Origin of the sequence: Aquimarina algiphila (assembly GCF_947494415.1) — a bacterium.
Taxonomy (GTDB): Bacteria; Bacteroidota; Bacteroidia; order Flavobacteriales; family Flavobacteriaceae; genus Aquimarina; species Aquimarina algiphila.
The window spans coordinates 1-20,701 of sequence record NZ_CANLVC010000006.1; the positions used below are offsets into that span (position 1 = coordinate 1).

The window sequence follows — 20,701 nt, forward strand, 5'->3', positions numbered from 1 at the left end:
GTGACCGGGCTGGGGCTCGAACCCAGGACCCTCTCCTTAAAAGGGAGATGCTCTACCAACTGAGCTACCAGGTCATACATTCTTTTTCCTTGAATGCGGGTGCAAATATACTATCATTAATTTATTTTTCAAGAAGAAATTGATATAAATTTGCATTTTATTTTAAATGATATTTCTTTTGAGCAATATCAACTTAATTTTTATGATATGAGTATAGTTTTAATTGGGTATATGGGGAGCGGAAAATCCTTGGTAGGCAGAGACTTGGCAAAAAAAATGAAATTAGAATACCTTGATTTGGATGAATATATAGAAAATCAAGAAAAAAAAACAATTTCAAAAATTTTTGAAGATCACGGCGAGATATATTTCAGAAAAAAGGAATCATTATACCTAAAAGAGGTCTTAGATAAGCATACTGATAGTGTAATTTCACTTGGCGGAGGTACACCTTGTTTTGCGGGAAATCTTGAAATTGTGAAAGAAAATGAAAATACAAAAAGTATTTACTTACAAACATCATTGGATGAACTGACAAAAAGATTATTTGCAGAACGGAATAAAAGACCACTAATTGCTCATATCACAACGATCGATGAACTTAAAGATTTTGTTCGTAAACATCTTTTCGAAAGATCCTTCTACTATAATCAAGCCGATTATAAGGTGGTTACAGATCAAAAAGATGCAAATCAAATAAGTGAAGAAAGTATTTCTGCGTTATTTTAGATATGCACGATCTTCTCCTCCAAATTGTACTATGACATGCTCATGTAATGAAGTGGATAAAGAAATACCTTTAAAATCTGCCTTGATAGGATATTTCTTGTGATTTCTGTTTACTAAAACCGCGGTTTTAAACCTAACTAAAGGAACATCTAAAAAGTGTTTTACACCATAGATAAGAGCTGTTCCCGAATTAAGAACATCATCAGCAAGAATTAAAGACTTGTTTTTATATTCAGAAGAGTTTAACGATGTCTTTACAGTATTTTGAGGAGATTTTTTATCCATTGTGACTGTGCATAACGTAACCTGGATGTTTGAAATATCTTCTAATGTCTCTTTTAATCTCTGTGCAAAAACGTATCCGTTTTCTGCAATTCCGGCAATTATGATTTCTTTTTCGTCTACATTAGTTTCGTAGATTTGATATGCAATTCGTTTTATTTTATGTTGTATTTGCTCGTGCGTAAGGATTATATTGTGGTCTGTTTGCATACTTAGATTCATTAGTCACTATTATAGAATAACAGGTAGACGATTAAAGATTTTCAAATATAAAAAAGAGTTTGTTAACCTTGATGCAATCTATCAAATTCTAATGGTTTTGCGAATTTTAGAAACTTTTACCTAAACTATTCTTCTTCTTCACTCGCAGTATTCGTGCCATCAATATACCAATCATCGATATCTCGTCTATCTTTTTTTGTAGGCCTTCCAGTCCCTTTTTTTCGATAATAATCTTTAGAATACTTTAAAAGGTCTAATTTTTGCAACGCTTCCTTAGGAGTGGTGTCTTTACGGTATATATCGACGAGCTTTGCTCCAATTCGATTATCAGGTGTATCTAATACAACAAGTTCATAGTTGATTTGATTTTTGCGAACAGTAATTTTATCCATTGGATAAATTTCTCTGGAAGGTTTAATAAGGGTATCATTTACCCTAACTTTACCTTCTTTACATGCTTTTGTTGCGATACTTCTTGTTTTAAAGTATCTGATACACCATAAATATTTGTCAACTCGCATAAAAAAATATTAAAATGCGTTTTTATATTAAATAATTGTAAAGCAAAAGTACAAGAAAATCGTATCTTGCGCCTTCAAAAAAGTAATTAGATGAATGTAAGAAAATATATTTTTGCCATTGTGTTGGTTGTGGTATCTTTATATGCTTGTAAAAGTGATGATGACGATGAAGCAGCGGCAGCTATTCCTGCTAGAGATAGAGCAGAGCAACAAGTTACTGATGATGCAATGCTTCAGGAGTATTTAAAAACTCATTTTTATAAAGTCGAAGATGTGTTTATAAATGGAGATACTACTCCAGAATATCAAATTGTCAAATTAGATACTATCGAAGGAGCTAATAGTGGAGAGTCAGCAATTATCGATTCTGATCTTCTAACTACAAAAAAAGTTACTAGTAATGATGTAGAGTATAATTTATATATTCTAAATTTAAATAAAGGAGAAGGACCACTACAACCTAGCTTTGCAGATTCTACTTTGGTAACCTATAAGGGTGAATTACTATTTGATGATGATAATGGATTTGATAGCGCGATTACTCCTATATGGTTTAATCAGGAAAGTCTAATAGAAGGATGGAGAGAAGCTGTAGTGGACTTTAAAGGAACTCTTAGTGAAAATTTTGTTGAGAATCCTGATGGTACAGTAACGGCAACCGGGTTTGGACATTTGGTGGTGTTTATTCCTTCAGGGCTTGGGTATTTTAATGCTGCTCAACCAGGAATCCCATCTTACTCGCCTTTGATTTTTAATATACAATTGTATAAAGTGAATCAATCTGATCACGATAGAGACGGAATTCCTTCTGATCTTGAAGATCTTGATGGTGATCGTATAGTTGCAGATGATAATACCGACGGAGATGTATCTCCAAATTATCTTGATATTGATGATGATGGTGATGGTACACTAACCAGAGATGAAATTACAGTTACGGATAGTAATGCTGATGGTATTATAACTATAGATGAAATAACATTTTATGATGATGATGGGGATGGAGTGAGTAATCATCTCGACCCTGATGATAGAGATGTGAAAAATAATTAACAAAAAACTCCGGTACATATACCGGAGTTTTTTGTTAATTATTATAAATCCAGAGAGACGCCTATTATAAATTGATTAGGTCTAGAATCTACTCTAATTCCATCATCTATAGATTCTGCTCGGTTTTTACTTAACCCTCTCTCATATCTAATGTCTGCATTAAAACTCCCTAATTGTAAACCGGCTCCAAATTGTAGGCCGACGGTAAACTCGTTTTTGACATCACCAAGCCTTACGTCTTCCAGGTCGTTTTCTACTATATATTGCAAAGAAGGTCCTCCAAAGACATGTATAGGTCCTAAAACAGAAATTCCCAGAAGAATAGGCAAGTCTAGTTTTTTGATATTATAATCAAGATCGGTTCCTCCAACATTAGTATATGTACTATTGTTTACAGTGTATTGTAATTCTGGTTTAAGATAAATATTGTCAGTTAATTTTCCTCTCAAAAATACACCTAGATGGTAGCCGACTCGATCGTCTGCCCGAACACTGGTTACATCTGCAACTTCGATTTTACCATTGTCTCCATAATTAAGACCAGCCTTTACTCCAAAAGTTATTTTTTTCTCCTGAGCAAAAAGAGAGCAAGAGATAAATAACAAAAAAAATACAAATACATTTTTCATTGTAAAATAATTTTACTTTAAAGATTAATAAATAATTTGAGTGATTTTGGTGTAATGGCTAGTGTTTATAAAACGATTAGAATACCTTTTTATTCTTTCTAAAAACAAAAAACCTTCTGAAATAAATCAGAAGGTTTTCTTAAATATGCTTTATTTTATAAGTATTATTTTCTTTGTATTGCTTTTTGAGAAGCTTTAACGATGGCTTCAGCGTTTAAACCATATTTTTCCATAAGTTGTGCAGGTGTTCCACTTTCTCCAAAAGTATCATTAGTAGCAATGAATTCTTGTGGAGTAGGATGATTTTTAGTTAGAACTCTAGAAACACTTTCTCCTAAACCTCCCAAGAAATTATGTTCTTCTGCAGTAACAACACAACCTGTTTTCTTTACAGAATTTAATATTGCTTCGTCATCTAATGGTTTTATCGTGTGTATATTAATAACTTCTGCACTTATTCCTTGCTCTGATAATGATTCAGCGGCTTGTAATGCTTCCCAAACCAAGTGACCAGTCGCCACAATAGTAACATCAGTACCTTCTTGTAATAGAACGGCTTTTCCGATTTCGAATTTTTGATCTTCCGCAGTAAAATTAGCTACTTTTGGTCTGCCAAAACGTAAGTAAACAGGACCTTGATGATCTGCTATGGCAATTGTAGCTGCTTTTGTTTGGTTATAATCACATGTGTTGATTACAGTCATCCCAGGAAGCATTTTCATAAGACCTATATCTTCAAGGATTTGGTGTGTAGCACCATCTTCTCCTAAAGTTAATCCAGCATGAGAAGCACAAATCTTTACATTTTTACCACTATATGCGATAGATTGACGTATTTGATCATAAACGCGACCAGTCGAAAAATTTGCAAATGTTCCTGTAAAAGGAATTTTACCCCCTATGGTTAATCCGGCTGCAATTCCCATCATATTTGCTTCAGCAATACCTATCTGGAAAAAACGCTCAGGATGATTTGCAATAAAAGCATCCATTTTTAAAGAACCAATCAAATCAGCACATAAGGCTACTACATTTTCATTAGTTTTTCCCAATTCTTCCAAACCGGCTCCAAAACCAGAACGTGTATCCTTTTTTCCTGTATCTATATATTTTTTCATTTTGTTTTTAATTTGGGTAATTTAATAGTCACCTAATGTTTCAGGGTTTTGCTCTAATCCAATTGCTAATTGCTCGTCATTAGGAGCTTTACCATGCCATGCATGAGTATGCATCATAAAATCAACTCCATTACCCATTACAGTGTGTAATAATACACAAACTGGTTTCCCTTTTCCTGTTCTGCTCTTAGCTTCCTGAAGTCCTTCAATTACAGTGTTGATATTATTACCATTTTTTACTTCCAAAACGTCCCATCCAAAAGCTTCAAATTTACCTTTTAGACTTCCCATAGCAAGTACATCATCGGTAGACCCATCAATTTGCTGACCATTAAGATCAATAGTAGCAATAATATTATCTACTTTTTTTCCAGCGGCATACATAATAGCTTCCCAATTTTGACCTTCTTGAAGCTCTCCATCACCATGAAGGCTATATACAAGATGAGGATCATTGTTTAGTTTCTTGGCTTGTGCTGCTCCCAGAGCGACAGACATTCCCTGTCCTAATGATCCAGAAGCAATTCTGATACCAGGAAGTCCCTCATGTGTAGTAGGGTGTCCTTGTAATCTGCTGTTGATTAGCCTGAAAGTGTTAAGTTCTTCTACAGGAAAGTATCCGCTTCTTGCCAATACGCTGTAGTACACAGGTGAAATATGACCATTAGATAGGAAGAAAATATCTTCACCTATACCATCCATGTCAAAATCGTCTTTTCGTTCTAAAACCTCTTGAAAAAGGGCGACAAAAAATTCTGTACAACCTAAAGAACCACCTGGATGACCAGAATTGACTTTGTGTACTTGTCTTAAAATGTCTCTGCGAACCTGTGTTGCAAAATCCTCTAATTGTTTTGTTTTTGGCATTATAATGCTGATTTCTTGATAATAAAAGCCCAAAAATACAGGTTTTGTATACGGTGACAAAATGTATACAGCGCTTTTAATTAAGAAACTATTGTTAATAACGAAAAGTTTTCGAAAACCTAAGTTTATCAAAGTGATTTTAGTTAGTTATCTTTGCGCTCTACCAAATAGGAATTATGCAATTTGACCTTTTGTCCAAAGACTCTCAAAGTAAAGCGAGAGCAGGAAAAATAACCACAGATCACGGTATTATCGAAACTCCAATTTTTATGCCGGTTGGTACTGTAGCTACTGTAAAAGGAGTACACCAAAGAGAGTTGAAAAATGATATTAACCCTGATATTATATTAGGAAATACATATCATTTATATTTAAGACCTCAAACACCAATTTTGGAAAAAGCAGGAGGACTGCATAAGTTCATGAATTGGGATAGAAATATTCTTACAGATAGTGGTGGATATCAGGTGTATTCTTTGTCAGCTAATCGTAAGATAAAAGAAGAAGGCGTAAAGTTTAAATCGCATATAGATGGCTCTTATCATGTTTTTACTCCAGAAAATGTAATGGAGATTCAGCGTACAATTGGAGCAGATATTATTATGGCTTTCGATGAGTGTACTCCGTACCCTTGTGACTATAGATATGCAAAAAGAAGTATGCATATGACTCATAGGTGGTTGGATCGTTGTATGCAACATTTAGAAAAAATTCCGGTTAAGTATGGGTATGATCAAGCTTTTTTTCCGATTGTCCAAGGAAGTACATATAAAAATCTAAGAGAACAATCTGCAGAGTATATTGCAAATGCAGGAGCTGTGGGTAATGCAATAGGAGGATTATCTGTAGGAGAACCTGCTGAAGAAATGTATGCAATGACAGAGGTTGTCACTAATATTTTACCAGAAGATAAACCAAGGTATCTTATGGGAGTGGGTACGCCTATTAACATATTAGAAAATATTGCTTTGGGGGTAGATATGTTTGATTGCGTTATGCCTACGCGTAATGCGCGAAATGGAATGTTATTTACGGCACATGGTACTATTAACATAAAAAATAAAAAATGGGAAGATGATTTTTCTGCAATTGATGAGATGGGAATCACCTTTGTAGACACAGAGTATTCAAAAGCTTATCTAAGACATCTATTCTCTGTAAATGAATTGTTAGGGAAACAGATTGCAACCATACATAATTTAGGCTTTTATTTATGGTTGGTTAGAGAGGCAAGAAAACATATATTAGCTGGGGATTTTAATTCCTGGAAAAATATGATGGTTAAACAAATGGATAAAAGATTATAGATTGAAGATATTAGATTGGTACATACTTAAAAGGTATTTAGGTACATTTTTTACAATGATTCTGTTGTTTATTCCGATAGGAATTATAGTAGATCTTTCTGAAAAAATAGATAACATGCTAGAACATAGTGTTCCTTTTAATGCTATAGTTGGGTATTATCTTGATTTTACAGTCTATTTTGCCAATTTATTATTTCCACTTTTTGTATTTCTATCTGTAATTTGGTTTACATCTAAGCTGGCAAATAAAACCGAAATTATAGCTTTTTTGAGTTCAGGGGTTTCTTTCTGGAGGTTTCTTCGCCCTTATATGATTGGAGCTGTTCTCATTTGTCTAGGCGCATTGGTTATGGGGTTATTTCTAGCACCAAGAGCTAGTAAAGGGTTTAATGAATTTAAATATTCTTATCTTAAGAAAGGACGAAAAGTACAGGATACTAAGAACATATATCGTCAACTTAATGATAGTGTCTTTCTATATGCCAATAATTTTAAACCTTTAGATAAATCTGCGACTAACTTTACTATAGAATATTTTAGCGGTAATACATTAACAACAAAGATATCTGCCAAAAAAATTACATTTAAAGACAGTATTTATGAATTACAAAATTATGTAAAGCGAAGAGTTTTAAAAGATAGAGACATTATCGAGAAAGGTAAAACAAAAGATACAGTCTTACCTTTTAATATTGATGAATTTACATCCGTCTCTTACGTCGCTGAAACTCTTAATTATGCAGAACTTAGTAAGTTTATAGAGAAAGAAAGTAAAAGAGGATCTTCTGACATTAATAGATATAAGGTAGTTGCATATAAAAGATGGAGTTTGCCGATATCAGCATTTATCCTAACCATTATTGGAGTAGCAGTTTCATCTATGAAAAGAAGAGGAGGTATGGGGGTGAACCTTGCTGTAGGTATTTCTTTGGCTTTTGTTTTTATATTTTTTGATAAAGTTTTGGGGACCCTTGCTAATCAGTCTGATTTTCCACCTATTGTAGCGGTCTGGTTTCCCAATATATCCTTCGGAATTTTAGCTATATATTTATTATACAATGCCAAACGCTAAATTTAAAAATTATCTGCATTTACATTTTATAGTATTTGTTTGGGGATTTACCGCAATACTTGGCGAGTTAATATCAATTGAAGCATTGCCATTAGTTTGGTATAGAATGTTATTAGCATCTGGATTTATTCTTGGGTACATCTACGTTAAGAAAGTATCGTTAACCATCTCAAGGAAATTGTTTTTTATCCTTTTTTTTGCTGGTATTGTTATTGCGTTACACTGGATTACCTTTTTTGCAGCAATCAAAGTTTCTAATGTTTCTATTACTTTAGCAATGCTATCTACAGGTGCGTTCTTTACATCAATCCTAGAGCCAATCTTTTATAAGAGAAAAGTGATTTGGTATGAAGTACTTTTTGGAGTACTTGTAATTACAGGTTTGTATATTATTTTTCAAGTAGAAGGGGATTATCTTTTAGGAATCATATACGCATTGTGTTCCGCATTTTTATCTTCTGTTTTCTCTTTAATGAATGGAAAAATAGCCCAACAATATAATCCTTCAATGATTTCTTTTTATGAGTTATTATGTGGTGTAGGGGTAATTACACTTTATTTATTGGGGTTAACAATTTTTGGAACACCTACAGAAGGTTTTACTGTTTCTTTTTTTCAACTATCTACTTCTGATTGGATGTATATGTTGATACTGGCATCTGTTTGTACAGCATATGCTTTTATAGGTTCTGTGCAGGTAATGAAGTATTTAAGTCCTTATACGGTAATGTTAACAATCAACTTAGAACCTGTTTATGGTATACTATTAGCATTTTTAATTTTTGGTGAAACAGAAAAGATGAACCCCCAGTTTTACTACGGAGCAATCATTATTTTGTCTACAGTTGTTTTGAATGGAATATTCAAAAATGCTAAAAAAAGAAAAAGACAGACAACTTTAGGTAACATTACGAAGTAAAGTTTTTATATTTGTCCGCTAACCCTAGTTAATATAAATTATATTCTTAGTTATGGAATATTTAGAATTTGAACTCCCCATTAAAGAGCTTGAAGAACAATTCGAGAAGGCTTGCGCCATAGGTGAAGAGAGTGAAGTTGATGTAACAGACACCTGTAAGCAGATTGAAAAAAAACTGAAAGAAACCAAAAAAGAAATATATAAGAACCTTACTCCATGGCAAAGGGTTCAATTATCTAGACATCCTTCTAGACCTTATACCTTGGATTATATCGATGCAATTTGTGGAGAATCTTTCTTAGAACTGCATGGAGATCGAACTGTTCGTGATGATAAAGCGATGATTGGAGGTTTAGGAAAAATAGGAAACCAAAGTTTTATGTTTATTGGTCAGCAAAAAGGCTATAATACAAAAACAAGACAGTATCGTAATTTTGGAATGGCAAATCCAGAAGGATATCGCAAGGCACTCCGTTTAATGAAAAGTGCAGAGAAATTTAATATCCCGGTAGTTAGTTTTATTGACACACCAGGAGCTTATCCTGGATTAGAAGCAGAAGAACGTGGACAAGGAGAAGCTATTGCTCGCAATATATTAGAAATGACTAGGCTTAAAGTTCCTGTAATTGTAATTATTATTGGTGAAGGAGCAAGTGGAGGAGCATTAGGAATAGGAGTAGGTGATAAAGTACTAATGCTTGAGAATGCATGGTATTCTGTTATTTCACCAGAAAATTGTTCTTCTATTTTATGGAGAAGCTGGGACCAAAAAGAACAAGCTGCAGAAGCACTAAAACTTACTGCAAAAGATAGTGTTAAACTGAAAGTGGTGGATGAAATCGTTAAAGAACCATTAGGAGGAGCTCATAGCGATCGGGAAACTACCTTCAAAACAGTACGAGATAAAATTCTATCATCTTTTGAAGAATTAAAAAACTTATCACCAGAAGTATTGGTTGAAAATCGTATGGAAAAATATGCGAATATGGGAGTCTTTAAAGATTAACCCTTAAAGAATCACTTACTACATAAATCTGAAGTTGTAAGCTTCAGATTTTTTTATGCTTATTAACAATAATATAAACTTATTAACAGTTCTTTTGTTGAAGACCGGTGAACATTCGTATCTTTATATGTAGGTACATCTCTTTACAATTTTTTTACATTCGTAGTCATGGAAAAAGTACAGCAAGCTCAGCAAATAAATTACGGTCGGGGGAACGTAATATCGCTGGAGAAAGGAAAAATACCTCCTCAAGCAGTTGATTTAGAGGAAGTTGTGCTTGGAGCAATGATGATTGATAAAAAAGGGGTTGATGAAATTATTGATATTCTTAATCCAGATGTTTTTTATCGAGAAGCGCATCAATACATATTCGAAGCTATATTTAAACTCTTCGAAAACTCTGAGCCAATCGACTTATTAACGGTTTCTACCCAATTAAAAAAAGACTCAAAGCTAGAACTGGCAGGAGGAGACTATTATTTAATACAATTAACTCAAAAAGTAGCATCTTCTGCCCATATAGAGTTTCATGCTCGTATTATTCTCCAGAAATATATTCAACGTAGTTTGATTAAAATTTCAAATGAGATTATAGAAGAATCATATGATGAAACTACAGACGTTTTTGATCTTTTGGATATGGCAGAATCCAGATTATATGAAGTCACACAAGGAAACATAAAACGATCTACAGAAAGTGCTCAAAATCTTGTAATACAAGCAAAGAAAAAAATACAAGAGATATCAAACAAAGAAGGAATGAGTGGAGTTCCTTCTGGATTCGATAAGCTTGATAAATTAACTTCAGGTTGGCAACCAAGTGATTTAATTATTGTAGCTGCTCGTCCAGGTATGGGTAAAACCGCTTTAACCTTATCGATGGCTAGAAATATGGCCGTAGGAAGTAATATTCCTGTAGCTTTTTTCTCTTTAGAGATGTCTTCAGTACAATTGATTACACGTTTGATCTCTTCAGAAACAGGACTTTCTTCAGAAAAATTACGTACGGGTAAATTAGAAAAACATGAGTGGGAGCAACTTAACGTAAAAGTTAAAGATTTAGAAAAAGCTCCTTTGTTTATTGATGATACGCCTTCTTTATCAATTTTTGACCTTAGAGCTAAGGCGCGACGTCTGGCATCGCAACATGGTATTAGAATGATTGTAATTGACTACCTTCAACTAATGACAGCGGGAGGAAGCGGTAAGAATGGAAACAGGGAACAAGAGATTTCTACAATTTCTCGTAACTTGAAAGCTTTGGCAAAAGAATTAAATATTCCCGTAATAGCCTTATCTCAGCTATCACGTGCAGTAGAAACTCGTGGAGGGAGCAAACGACCACTACTTAGTGACCTGCGTGAATCTGGAGCAATAGAACAGGATGCAGATATTGTTGCTTTTATTTTTAGACCAGAATATTACAAAATTGATGAGTGGGATGATGAAGAAAGATCACCTACTCAAGGGCAAGGAGAGTTCATTGTTGCAAAACACCGTAACGGTGGTTTAGAAAATATTAGGTTAAAATTTATTGGTCACTTAGGTAAATTTGATAACTTAGATGACTTTAGTACTCCTTTCGAATTTCATTCTAAGATGAATGATGGTGGGGAAGAAGAACCTTTTAAAACAGGTAATCTTCCTAGTGCAGATGAAGCTTTTGGGAGTAGCATAAATGATTCTAATGATGATGATGATGAAGTACCTTTTTAAAATATTTGCGACTCAGAAATCTACTTTTATGATTAAAAGAAGGATGCAATCTTTTGTTGTTTTATTATTTTTATTTCTGTTTACATTTCAATCCTATGCTTCTTATGTATTGATACCAATGGACGCAGAAAGCCAGCAAAATCATCTAAAAGCTTATGGGATTACCTATTGGACTTTAAGTAAAGATCTGAAAGTAAAATGGTTGTTAAATTATAGAGGTGGTTCTTTTCTCTTGCCTGATACCGAAAATATAAGAAAAGAATGTACTATCCGAGGAATCTCTTATGAGGTACTTAGCGATGGAGAAACAGAAGAGATTCTTGAAGAAATTAGTAGTCCTTCTCAGAATATGGAAGCTGTAGTATTAGAAAAAGCACCTAAGATAGCTGTGTATTCTCCAAAAGGAAATCAGCCATGGGATGATGCTGTAACTATGGTGTTAACGTTTGCTGAAATTCCTTATGAAACGATATACGATAAAGAAGTTCTAGAAGATAATCTAATATTATATGACTGGTTGCATCTGCATCATGAGGACTTTACAGGACAATATGGTAAATTTTATGCTTCTTATAGAGCTGCACCCTGGTATATTAGAGAAAAAGCTGCAGCAGAGAAACTAGCTTTGGATTTGGGATATCCAAAGGTATCACAAGAAAAACTAGCGGTAGCTTTAAAAATTAGAGACTACGTTGTTGGAGGAGGATTTATGTTTGCAATGTGTAGTGCTACTGATAGTTTTGAGATTGCTTTGGCAGCAGAAGGAGTAGATATTTGTGAGCCTATGTTTGATGGAGATCCTAGCGAACCCGGATATCAGTCTAAAATTGACTATAATAAAACGTTTGCATTTAAAAACTTTACATTAGAACGCAGCCCGAATGTCTATGAGTTTTCTTCTATTGATATGACCAGAAATCGTCGTATCTCTAAAACCACAGATTATTTCACTCTCATGGATTTTTCTGCAAAATGGGATCCAATCCCAACAATGCTTTGCCAAAATCATACAGCCTTAGTAAAAGGTTTTATGGGGCAAACCACTGCATATAATCCAAATGAGATTAAATCCAATGTTCTGGTATTGGGTGAAAATAAGACAAATTCAGAAGCTCGTTATATACACGGAATCAAAGGAAAAGGTTTTTTTACATTTTATGGAGGACATGATCCCGAGGATTATACACATAGGGTGGGAGATCCGAAAACAGAACTGGAGTTGCACCCCAATTCACCTGGATATCGATTGATTTTAAATAATGTACTCTTTCCTGCTGCAAAAAAGAAAAAGCAAAAAACCTAAGCCTCAAAGTACTTCACTTATATATATAATTTCACTGTTTATTGGGATAAACTTATGTATTGCTTTTTATAGCTTTGTTTTTGGTTCATAATATTGATGAAAAAAGTTATGATAAAAAAAGTATTAATGACATTAGCAGTAATATTTGTAATTATTATTTCATTGGTTGGATATGGAATTTATAGATTTTTTAACCCATTTGGTGAATTGGTAAATGAAGAAGTATCAGATTCCTATTTTTATTCTAGGGATAAAGAGCATATAATATATAGTCCGATGGGAAATTGGTTTTCTCTTGGGAAACATGAAATGGATGTTGATCTTTCTACTTTTAAGGTTCTGGGAAGGGATTATGCAAAAGATCAACAATATGCTTATTTTAAGTCTAGAGCAATCAATTTTCAAATAGATGTGCCTTCATTTAATGTAAAAGAAGGGTATGTTCCTCTAGATAAAAATTATGTTTATGTTCTTGTAGATGATCTCTATTATTTAGACGATTCTAGGGAAGGTTTTAAGATCCTAGAAGATGCAGATCCAAATACATATGTACAATTAAATTATAATTTTGCAAAGGATAAAAATTTTGTATTCAGAAATAATGAAAAAATTAAAGAAGTAAATCACGAATCTTTTGAAGTGATTAACGACGAGTTTTGTAAAGATAATAATGGGGTTTATTTTTATTGGTATCAAAAACCGCTACGTATAATAAAGGAAGTAAATCTCTCCGAAGTCGTAGCGTTGACCAATTCTTGTATTCGAGATGATAAGTATATTTATATACATATAGGTAGAAGAAATTATGAAGAAGTTGATGAGGTTATTAATATTCCTTTTAAAGATGTCGAAACGATTAAGTTTTTTGAAGATCATGCTTTTATTAAAGTAGATGACAAAATTTATTATGAAGGAGTTATTTTAGAAGCAGCAGATGCTTTTTCTTTTGAAGAAATTGGTTATGGATATGCTAAAGATGTGAAATATGTTTTTTTTAATGGGAAGGTGATACCGGGTGCAGATTCAAAAACATTTAAATATAATGATATAAAGTATACTTTTTCTGATAAAAATAATACTTACAAAGCAGGAGAAGTTGTAAAGAAATAAAAACTGTGATGATATTTATTGTAAGGTTAAGTTGTTAATACGACTACATCTGCTAAAATTAACTCATATCATACAGTTTAATTATGAAAAAACTAATCCCACTATTACTTTTAATTGTTGCTTTTGTATCCTGTAAGCAGGAAGTAAAAACAGAACAAGAAACTGTTGTTTCAGAACCAGTAAAAGAAGAAACTATTCCAGATCGATCAGGTAATTTTCCTGAAGATATAGCTGCTGTCTTTACAGCCCATGGAGGTATTCAAGCTTTTGACCAAATGAATACTCTAATTTTTGAAATGGTAAAGCCAGAAGGAAACGAAAAACATACTACTGATCTTAAAACACGTCATGCCCGTATCGAAACTGATAAATTTGCTTTAGGGTTTGATGGAAATGAAGCTTGGTTAGAACAAGAAGATTCTACATCCTTCAAAGGAAACCCTCGTTTTTATCATAACCTAATGTTCTATTTTTATGCCATGCCCTTTGTGTTAGGAGACGAGGGTATTTCTTATGAAAAAATAGAAGATCTTAAAGTAGAGGATGTTTCATATCCCGGGTATAAAATATCATATGGTGATGGTATTGGAGATTCTCCTAAAGATAATTATTTTGTGTATTATGATGAAGCATCTAAAAAAATGAAGTTTTTAGGATACACAGTTACTTTTTTTAGTAAAGAAAAAAGTGAGAAAATCAATTTAATTGAATACTCTGATTGGAATGATGTAAACGGGCTATTGTTGCCTAAAACTCTTAAGTGGAGAGTGTTTGAGAACGGTGTAGTAGGAGAGGTAAGGAGTGAAAGAAATTTTGCAAATGCTAACGCAAGTAAAGAAAAGCCTTCTCCCTCATTATTTAAAAAACCTACTGTAGAAGAAAGTAAAACATTATAAAATAAAAGATTATTTTAAAAAAGATGAACCCGTTACTATAGTAACGGGTTCATCTTTTTTAAACAAAGAAGCTGACTTTTTTTGATAAAAATTCCATGCCTTTTTTAAGAATTATACAAAATACATCTAACTTTTTATTGCCAAAATATAAGATTAGTATTCTTCAATATGATTTTCACTAAAATCAAGTGCATTTCAAAATTTTGGGTTTATAGAATTAGCTAACTTTATATCCTTTATTCAACTTTGATTGCGAAAACGATATAGTTGATAACAAGTAAAAATCTAAATCATGTATAGCGAACTTAACACAAGTAATAGAATTTTGATGGGTCCAGGACCTTCTGATGCGCATCCAAGAATACTTAAAGCAATGTCAACTCCTTTAATAGGACATTTAGATCCACAGTTCGTGACTATTATGGATGAGGTAAAAACAATGGTGCAGGATACGTTTATAACAAAGAATCATTTATCTTTTGTGGTCTCAGCTCCCGGAAGCGCAGGGATGGAAACTTGTTTGGTGAATTTATTAGAACCAGGTGATGATGTTATCATATGCATTAATGGGGTTTTTGGTGGTAGGATGGCTGATATTGCAGAACGATGTGGAGCAATTGTACATAAAGTCGAAGTAGCTTGGGGAACCGTAATATCACCAGAAGACATTAGGAAAGTATTAGACAAGTGTCCAAAACCAAAATTGTTAGCTCTTGTGCATGCAGAAACATCAACAGGTGCCTTACAGCCGATTAAAGAAATTAGTGACCTGATTCATAATGCAGGAGGTTTATTAATGGTTGATGCGGTGACTTCGTATTGCGGTGTAGAACTAAGAGTTGATGATTGGGGTATTGACGCAATATATACAGGAACACAAAAATGTCTTAGTGCTCCTCCAGGACTATCCCCGGTTAGTTTTTCTGATAGAGCGGTTAAGGTACTGGAAAATAGAAAAACTAAGGTGCAAAGCTGGTTTTTAGATCTTAGTTTAGTTAAGAACTACTGGGGTGGTGAAAAACGGGCTTATCATCATACAGCGCCAGTTTCATCTGTATATGCACTGAGAGAATCTTTACGTATCGTTTTAGAAGAAGGTTTGGAAAACAGATGGAAAAGGCATCAGCGGGTTCATGAAGTGCTAAAAACTAAATTAGAAAAATTAGGCTTTAGATATTTGGTAGAAGAACAATATAGGCTGCCAAACCTTAATTCTGTATTCTTACCTGATGGAAATGATGAAAACTTAATACGTTCTATATTATTGAATGATTATAATATTGAAGTAGGAGGTGGGTTAGGTGCTTTTTCCGGAAAAATATGGAGAATTGGTATTATGGGAGAGAGTTGTACCTTTAATCACGTCAATATGTTGATCAGCGCTCTTGAAGATATGAAAGAATTTAATGCTTAAAATTTAAAATACACCCCGTAGTTTAAAAAACTACGGGGTGTATTGTTTTGATCTTCTTAGATTTACTTAAAAAAGTTGTTACTTAGAATTGTATTTCTTACTATATCGTTTCCAAAGTTTGGTATGATGACTTTCTAAACTAATATCACGTCCTTGAATAAATGCTTTTTCTAATTGATTAGTGCGCATATCTAACGCGTCGCCTTTGCTAATAAATAGGGTAGCGTCTTTACCCACTTCTAGGGTTCCTGCAATGTCATCAATGCCAAGGATTTTTGCACTATTACCAGTAATGAGTTGTAGCGCTTTTTCTTTGTCTAATCCATGCGCGGCAACAGTTCCAGCTTGAAAAGGTAAATTTCGAGCATTGGCACGTTCCATCTGGCCACTATTTTGTATTGCAACTAATACACCAGCATCCATAAGTAATTTTGCATTTTTATATGGTTGATCATAATCATCATCTTCCATAGCAGGAACACTATGAGCTCTGGTACTAAGTACAGAAATATTATTCTGTTTTAATTGTGAAGCTACTTTATGCCCTTCATATGCTCCTACTAAAACTAGTTTTTTGATTTTGTTATTCTTTGCAAAGGAAATGACATCTAGAATACCTTTTTCTGTTTCTACATGCATAAATAACGTTTTAGTGCCATCAAAAAGACCTTTCATTGCATGATGAGGGAGGTTTATTGTTTCCTTATTAGATTGTATCGAGGCTTTAGCTTGCTGAACAAAATCTACTAACTGGGTTACTTGTTTTTCGTATTTTTTGTTTTCTTTAAACCCAGGGTCTTCACCAAGCCACCAACGTCCTCTTGTAAATGTATTTGGCCAATTGATATGAATCCCATCATCAATTTTGATAGCAGCATCTTCCCAATTCCATGCATCTAGTTGTACAATCGATGATGTTCCTGTGATTCTACCTCCTCTTGGGGTTACCTGAGCTATTAAAACACCATTTGGTCTCATGCTTTCTACAATTTTGCTTTCAGCATTATAAGCAATGATACTGCGAATGTGAGGGTTGTAATTTCCAATTTCACTATCATCATCTGTTGCGCGAACAGCACTTATTTCTACTAGCCCTAAAGTAGAGTTAGGGGCTATAAAACCGGGATAAACATGTTTTCCAGAAGCATCAATCACGGTCCCTTTTGAAGCAGAACTTCCTGATGAGCCAACTGCGGTAATCTTTCCATTTTCAAAAATAATTATACTGTTTTGGATCACTTCTCCATTACCGATATGAGCAGTGGCTCCAGTAATAGTAATGGCGGTTTTTTGATTTTTTGCAGGTGTTTGCTGAGCACTTATCTTTCCGTATGAGATGAGACAGAGTACTATTATGGCAATTATATTTTTCATGTTTTTTATGATTATAGACTTTGGCAAGCTCGGTCTGATAAATGTTTTATTTAGTTAATAGTCTCCAAGGTTTCACATTCAAAATTTTGTTTTTCCTTTTTCTTGGCAGGCTGTGTTTTAAGCCCACTGTTTTTTGCTTTTAGCATCATCGTAGAAAGCTTGTTCTTTTCTTTTGTAATAGATTGTCTCATAGCTTTATCTTTTTCAAGATCAAAATAAATTGCTCCTTCAATTATAGTTTTTTCAGCTTTAGCATATATAGAAAGAGGATGATCGGTCCATAATACTAAATCAGCGTCTTTACCTACTTTAATACTGCCTACTCTATCATCTATGTGTAATAGTTTTGCTGGATTTAAAGTCACAAATTTTAAGGCATCTTCTTCGCTAACTCCACCATATTTTACAGATTTTGCAGCTTCTTGATTAAGACGACGAGACATTTCACCATCATCACTGTTAATAGCAGTTACCACACCTTGTTTGTGCATAATAGCAGCGTTATATGGTATTGCATCATTAACTTCATATTTATATGCCCACCAATCAGAAAAAGTAGATCCACCTACACCATGAGCAGCCATTTTATCAGCAACTTTATATCCTTCAAGAATATGAGTGAATGTGTTAATTTTAAAGTTAAACTTTTCAGCAACTTTCATTAGCATGTTGATCTCACTTTGTACATAAGAATGACAACTAATAAAACGTTCGCTATTAAGAATTTCTACTATAGTCTCCATTTCTGTATCCTTACGATAAGGAACCCCACTTTTCTTTAGTTTTTCATATTCTTTTGCTCTAGAAAAGTAATCTACATATAACTGCTCAACTCCCATTCTTGACTGGGGAAAACGGCTAAAACTTTGCCAGTTACTTTGTTTAACATTTTCACCTAAAGCAAATTTGATAAACTTAGGAGCATTAGTGTAAATTAGATGATTTGCATCTTCACCCCATTTTAACTTTATAATGGCAGAACGTCCACCAATAGGGTTTGCAGAACCATGAAGTATCTGAATAGAAGTTACCCCACCGGCAAGATTTCTGTAAATGTTGATATCATCAGGGTCAACAACATCTTCTATGGTAACCTCTGCAGAAGAGTTATGCCCTGCTTCATTAATTGCAGCAGCAGCAATATGAGAATGCTCATCGATAATACCAGCAGTAAGATGCTTTCCTGTAGCATCGATTACTCTAGCATTTCCAGAATTTAGATTTTTACCTATCGCTGAGATTTTACCATTCTTGATGAGAACATCTGTAGTTTGCATGATCCCTTCTACCTCATTAGTCCATACCGTAGCATTTTTAAATAGTATAGTTTCAGATTTTGGTAATTGAGTGTTACCATAAGCTATATTAGGATATACCACTGGAAGAACTTCGGGAGCATCTTTTTTCTTAGCATCTTTTTTAACATCTTTTGTACCTGCAGTATCTTCTGTTTTCTTTTTAACCGAAAAAGAAGTTTGTGCTCCATTAGGAAGTATAGTTTTTCCACTCCAGAAATTTGAGTTGTCTCCGATTTTTGAAATGATTCTGGTATATTGGGTTTTTGTGGTGTCTGGATCAGTAAATGTTATAGTTACCCAATCATTTTTATAATTGATTTTAGTCCCTAATTTAGTTTCTCCAAGCTTTAATTCAGCTTTAGGAGAAGAGGTTTTTCCCGAAATCAATAAATCATATGTTTTTCCAGAAACTGATAATTCATATTTTCCGTTAATATCAGTAATATTCATGTCATTAATAATATTTTTATGACCCTGTATCCAGTTTTCATATATAATATTATCCTTTGAAAACAACTCATCTTTTGAAATTAAAAAGTTGGCATACGCTCCTTTTTTAATACTTCCCAAAAGATTACTTTTTCCTAAGATTTCAGCGGGAATGGTGGTTAAAGCGGCAATGGCAGTTTTTTTATCCAAACCATGTTCAATTGCCTTTACTATTCTGGTTTTTAGATCAGCTATCTTCTTTAACTTATGTGTTGTCAAAGAAAATGTAATTCCGTTTTTAGATAAAACATATGGATTAGTTGGAGCTTGATTCCAATGACGCATATCACCCAAACTAACCAAATTAGCCATGAAAGGGTCAGATACATCATATGCTTCTGGAAAATCAAGTGGAATAATATATTTTGCATTAGTAGCTTTTACTTTATCTATACGAGCATATTCATCTCCACCACCCACTAATATGTATTGTATATTAAACTGATCACCAACTTTATCTGCTCTAAAACCATTAATTCTGCTTCCGACGTCAAAAATTTGAGGAAGGTTTTTATTTCTGTTTAATGCCTCTAATGATAAATCTTTGTTATTAGCATTACCACCTGCATACCAATCAGCATCATAATACATTTGTCTAAGTAAAGCCATACTACCCATTAGAGAAGTGGGATACATTTGCTTGCTTTTATTGCTTTTAGAAAATGATAAAAATTGAGCTGATCGATCACTTAATAGACGTTCTCCTTCTGTTCCTTGATTGTTTAATGCTACTAATAATCCAGTTCCTCTCACTATACCATCTGGCATATGTGTATTTACAACACCAAATCCTTCTTTTATGAATTCGGTAGCTTTTTTTGTGTCATACTTAAAAAGAGTTAGAGCATTAGTTTCGGGACGTATATGGTCATTCCAATAATATCCTTCTCTAGAAGCTTCATATTGTGGATTTCCTCTAAATGGACTACCCCCTTTGCGTTTTGGTTTTTCGATACCAAAGTTGGTAAAAGGATCAATGAAAGAAGCGTAAATATGTTTTCCTTTTAGGTCAATAACAACACTGTTAGTGGGAATGGATAAGGAATTACCTACCTGTACAATCTTTCCTTTTTGGATAATCAGAATTCCATTTTTGATTTCTGTATCAGGTGTAGTGTGAATAATCGCATTTTTAAATACGGTGTAATTAGAATCTGTGGTATTAACTCCATCATTTTTAGGAAAATAATCTTGAGAATGAGAATTTAATATTCCACAAGCAATTGCAAGTGATAATAGAAGTTTTTTCATGAGAGTTGTGTAAAGTGTATTGAATCGATTTTAAAGATAATAGTTGAAGCAAAAGGAGTTTGTTAATTAAGGTTTATTTAACATGTGGCATAGTGGTAAATATTTGATTTTTGTGATATTTAGTA

18 protein-coding genes and 1 tRNA gene are annotated in these 20,701 nt (G+C 33.5%); 11 read left to right on the top strand and 8 right to left on the bottom strand.

What is annotated here, in order from left to right; genetic code table 11:
- Position 1 precedes the first annotated feature (1 nt).
- A tRNA-Lys gene (locus PQF96_RS09250) sits at positions 2-74 on the bottom strand.
- A 133-nt stretch (positions 75-207) separates the two neighbouring features.
- Between PQF96_RS09250 and PQF96_RS09255 the strand changes: the two genes are divergently transcribed.
- Positions 208-729, top strand: coding sequence for a shikimate kinase (locus tag PQF96_RS09255; protein WP_109438268.1), 522 nt, complete (start codon positions 208-210; stop codon positions 727-729).
- Here PQF96_RS09255 and PQF96_RS09260 read toward each other — a convergent pair.
- Both PQF96_RS09260 and PQF96_RS09265 read right to left on the bottom strand, forming a co-directional pair.
- Positions 721-1,221: a phosphoribosyltransferase family protein gene (locus PQF96_RS09260; protein WP_143916563.1), complete on the bottom strand. Its 501-nt coding sequence runs from the start codon at positions 1,219-1,221 to the stop codon at positions 721-723. The two genes, PQF96_RS09255 and PQF96_RS09260, sit on opposite strands and share 9 nt — an antisense overlap.
- Positions 1,222-1,358: 137 nt before the next feature.
- Complete coding sequence (locus tag PQF96_RS09265; protein WP_143916564.1) at positions 1,359-1,754, bottom strand: RNA-binding S4 domain-containing protein; 396 nt, start codon at positions 1,752-1,754, stop codon at positions 1,359-1,361.
- Between the two features lie 90 nt (positions 1,755-1,844).
- On the opposite strand from PQF96_RS09265, the gene PQF96_RS09270 reads away from it, so the two are divergent.
- A complete protein-coding gene (locus PQF96_RS09270; protein ID WP_271765859.1) occupies positions 1,845-2,807 on the top strand; it encodes an FKBP-type peptidyl-prolyl cis-trans isomerase in 963 nt (320 codons plus the stop codon).
- A 41-nt stretch (positions 2,808-2,848) separates the two neighbouring features.
- Here PQF96_RS09270 and PQF96_RS09275 read toward each other — a convergent pair whose 3' ends face one another.
- The 3 genes from PQF96_RS09275 to PQF96_RS09285 form a co-directional block, all read right to left on the bottom strand.
- Positions 2,849-3,436 (bottom strand): porin family protein, encoded by a 588-nt coding sequence (locus PQF96_RS09275; RefSeq protein ID WP_109438103.1) that lies wholly within the window; start codon positions 3,434-3,436, stop codon positions 2,849-2,851.
- Between the two features lie 164 nt (positions 3,437-3,600).
- Positions 3,601-4,554: a transketolase family protein gene (locus tag PQF96_RS09280; protein ID WP_109438104.1), complete on the bottom strand. Its 954-nt coding sequence runs from the start codon at positions 4,552-4,554 to the stop codon at positions 3,601-3,603.
- A 21-nt stretch (positions 4,555-4,575) separates the two neighbouring features.
- Positions 4,576-5,421, bottom strand: coding sequence for a transketolase (locus PQF96_RS09285; protein WP_271765860.1), 846 nt, complete (start codon positions 5,419-5,421; stop codon positions 4,576-4,578).
- A gap of 176 nt (positions 5,422-5,597) precedes the next feature.
- Here PQF96_RS09285 and tgt point away from each other — a divergent pair, with 176 nt between their 5' ends.
- The 9 genes from tgt to PQF96_RS09330 all read left to right on the top strand — a co-directional run bounded on the left by tgt (position 5,598) and on the right by PQF96_RS09330 (position 16,164).
- On the top strand, positions 5,598-6,728 hold the full coding sequence (gene tgt, locus PQF96_RS09290; RefSeq protein ID WP_271765861.1) for a tRNA guanosine(34) transglycosylase Tgt: 1,131 nt from the start codon (positions 5,598-5,600) through the stop codon (positions 6,726-6,728).
- A gap of 1 nt (position 6,729) precedes the next feature.
- Entirely contained in the window at positions 6,730-7,800 is a 1,071-nt protein-coding gene (locus PQF96_RS09295; RefSeq protein ID WP_109438107.1) for an LptF/LptG family permease, read from the top strand.
- Positions 7,787-8,719, top strand: a complete 933-nt coding sequence (locus PQF96_RS09300) for a DMT family transporter (RefSeq protein WP_271765862.1) — start codon at positions 7,787-7,789, stop codon at positions 8,717-8,719. Before PQF96_RS09295 ends, PQF96_RS09300 begins: the two co-directional genes overlap by 14 nt.
- A 52-nt stretch (positions 8,720-8,771) precedes the next feature.
- The gene (locus tag PQF96_RS09305; RefSeq protein WP_109438109.1) at positions 8,772-9,725 is read left to right on the top strand and encodes an acetyl-CoA carboxylase carboxyltransferase subunit alpha; all 954 of its coding nucleotides are present in this window, start codon (positions 8,772-8,774) and stop codon (positions 9,723-9,725) included.
- A 168-nt stretch (positions 9,726-9,893) separates the two neighbouring features.
- Entirely contained in the window at positions 9,894-11,441 is a 1,548-nt protein-coding gene (gene dnaB, locus PQF96_RS09310; protein WP_271765863.1) for a replicative DNA helicase, read from the top strand.
- A 43-nt stretch (positions 11,442-11,484) separates the two neighbouring features.
- Complete coding sequence (locus PQF96_RS09315; RefSeq protein ID WP_200825163.1) at positions 11,485-12,744, top strand: asparagine synthetase B; 1,260 nt, start codon at positions 11,485-11,487, stop codon at positions 12,742-12,744.
- A gap of 126 nt (positions 12,745-12,870) precedes the next feature.
- A complete protein-coding gene (locus PQF96_RS09320; RefSeq protein WP_271765864.1) occupies positions 12,871-13,854 on the top strand; it encodes a DKNYY domain-containing protein in 984 nt (327 codons plus the stop codon).
- A gap of 83 nt (positions 13,855-13,937) precedes the next feature.
- Positions 13,938-14,750: a hypothetical protein gene (locus PQF96_RS09325; protein ID WP_109438112.1), complete on the top strand. Its 813-nt coding sequence runs from the start codon at positions 13,938-13,940 to the stop codon at positions 14,748-14,750.
- 292 nt (positions 14,751-15,042) lie between these two features.
- Entirely contained in the window at positions 15,043-16,164 is a 1,122-nt protein-coding gene (locus PQF96_RS09330) for a pyridoxal-phosphate-dependent aminotransferase family protein (RefSeq protein WP_271765865.1), read from the top strand.
- 78 nt (positions 16,165-16,242) lie between these two features.
- Here the strand turns inward: PQF96_RS09330 and PQF96_RS09335 are convergent, their stop codons facing one another.
- Entirely contained in the window at positions 16,243-17,538 is a 1,296-nt protein-coding gene (locus tag PQF96_RS09335) for an amidohydrolase family protein (protein ID WP_271765866.1), read from the bottom strand.
- A 50-nt stretch (positions 17,539-17,588) separates the two neighbouring features.
- Positions 17,589-20,576: an amidohydrolase family protein gene (locus tag PQF96_RS09340; RefSeq protein WP_271765867.1), complete on the bottom strand. Its 2,988-nt coding sequence runs from the start codon at positions 20,574-20,576 to the stop codon at positions 17,589-17,591.
- Positions 20,577-20,701: the final 125 nt, after the last annotated feature.

Bases quoted from the DNA above. Each gene is read 5' to 3' on its own strand.
- PQF96_RS09255 (WP_109438268.1), top strand. From the start codon at position 208: ATGAGTATAGTTTTAATTGGGTATATGGGGAGCGGAAAATCCTTGGTA.
- PQF96_RS09260 (WP_143916563.1), bottom strand. From the start codon at position 1,221: ATGCAAACAGACCACAATATAATCCTTACGCACGAGCAAATACAACAT.
- PQF96_RS09265 (WP_143916564.1), bottom strand. From the start codon at position 1,754: ATGCGAGTTGACAAATATTTATGGTGTATCAGATACTTTAAAACAAGA.
- PQF96_RS09270 (WP_271765859.1), top strand. From the start codon at position 1,845: ATGAATGTAAGAAAATATATTTTTGCCATTGTGTTGGTTGTGGTATCT.
- PQF96_RS09275 (WP_109438103.1), bottom strand. From the start codon at position 3,436: ATGAAAAATGTATTTGTATTTTTTTTGTTATTTATCTCTTGCTCTCTT.
- PQF96_RS09280 (WP_109438104.1), bottom strand. From the start codon at position 4,554: ATGAAAAAATATATAGATACAGGAAAAAAGGATACACGTTCTGGTTTT.
- PQF96_RS09285 (WP_271765860.1), bottom strand. From the start codon at position 5,421: ATGCCAAAAACAAAACAATTAGAGGATTTTGCAACACAGGTTCGCAGA.
- tgt (WP_271765861.1), top strand. From the start codon at position 5,598: ATGCAATTTGACCTTTTGTCCAAAGACTCTCAAAGTAAAGCGAGAGCA.
- PQF96_RS09300 (WP_271765862.1), top strand. From the start codon at position 7,787: ATGCCAAACGCTAAATTTAAAAATTATCTGCATTTACATTTTATAGTA.
- PQF96_RS09305 (WP_109438109.1), top strand. From the start codon at position 8,772: ATGGAATATTTAGAATTTGAACTCCCCATTAAAGAGCTTGAAGAACAA.
- dnaB (WP_271765863.1), top strand. From the start codon at position 9,894: ATGGAAAAAGTACAGCAAGCTCAGCAAATAAATTACGGTCGGGGGAAC.
- PQF96_RS09315 (WP_200825163.1), top strand. From the start codon at position 11,485: ATGCAATCTTTTGTTGTTTTATTATTTTTATTTCTGTTTACATTTCAA.
- PQF96_RS09320 (WP_271765864.1), top strand. From the start codon at position 12,871: ATGACATTAGCAGTAATATTTGTAATTATTATTTCATTGGTTGGATAT.
- PQF96_RS09325 (WP_109438112.1), top strand. From the start codon at position 13,938: ATGAAAAAACTAATCCCACTATTACTTTTAATTGTTGCTTTTGTATCC.
- PQF96_RS09330 (WP_271765865.1), top strand. From the start codon at position 15,043: ATGTATAGCGAACTTAACACAAGTAATAGAATTTTGATGGGTCCAGGA.
- PQF96_RS09335 (WP_271765866.1), bottom strand. From the start codon at position 17,538: ATGAAAAATATAATTGCCATAATAGTACTCTGTCTCATCTCATACGGA.
- PQF96_RS09340 (WP_271765867.1), bottom strand. From the start codon at position 20,576: ATGAAAAAACTTCTATTATCACTTGCAATTGCTTGTGGAATATTAAAT.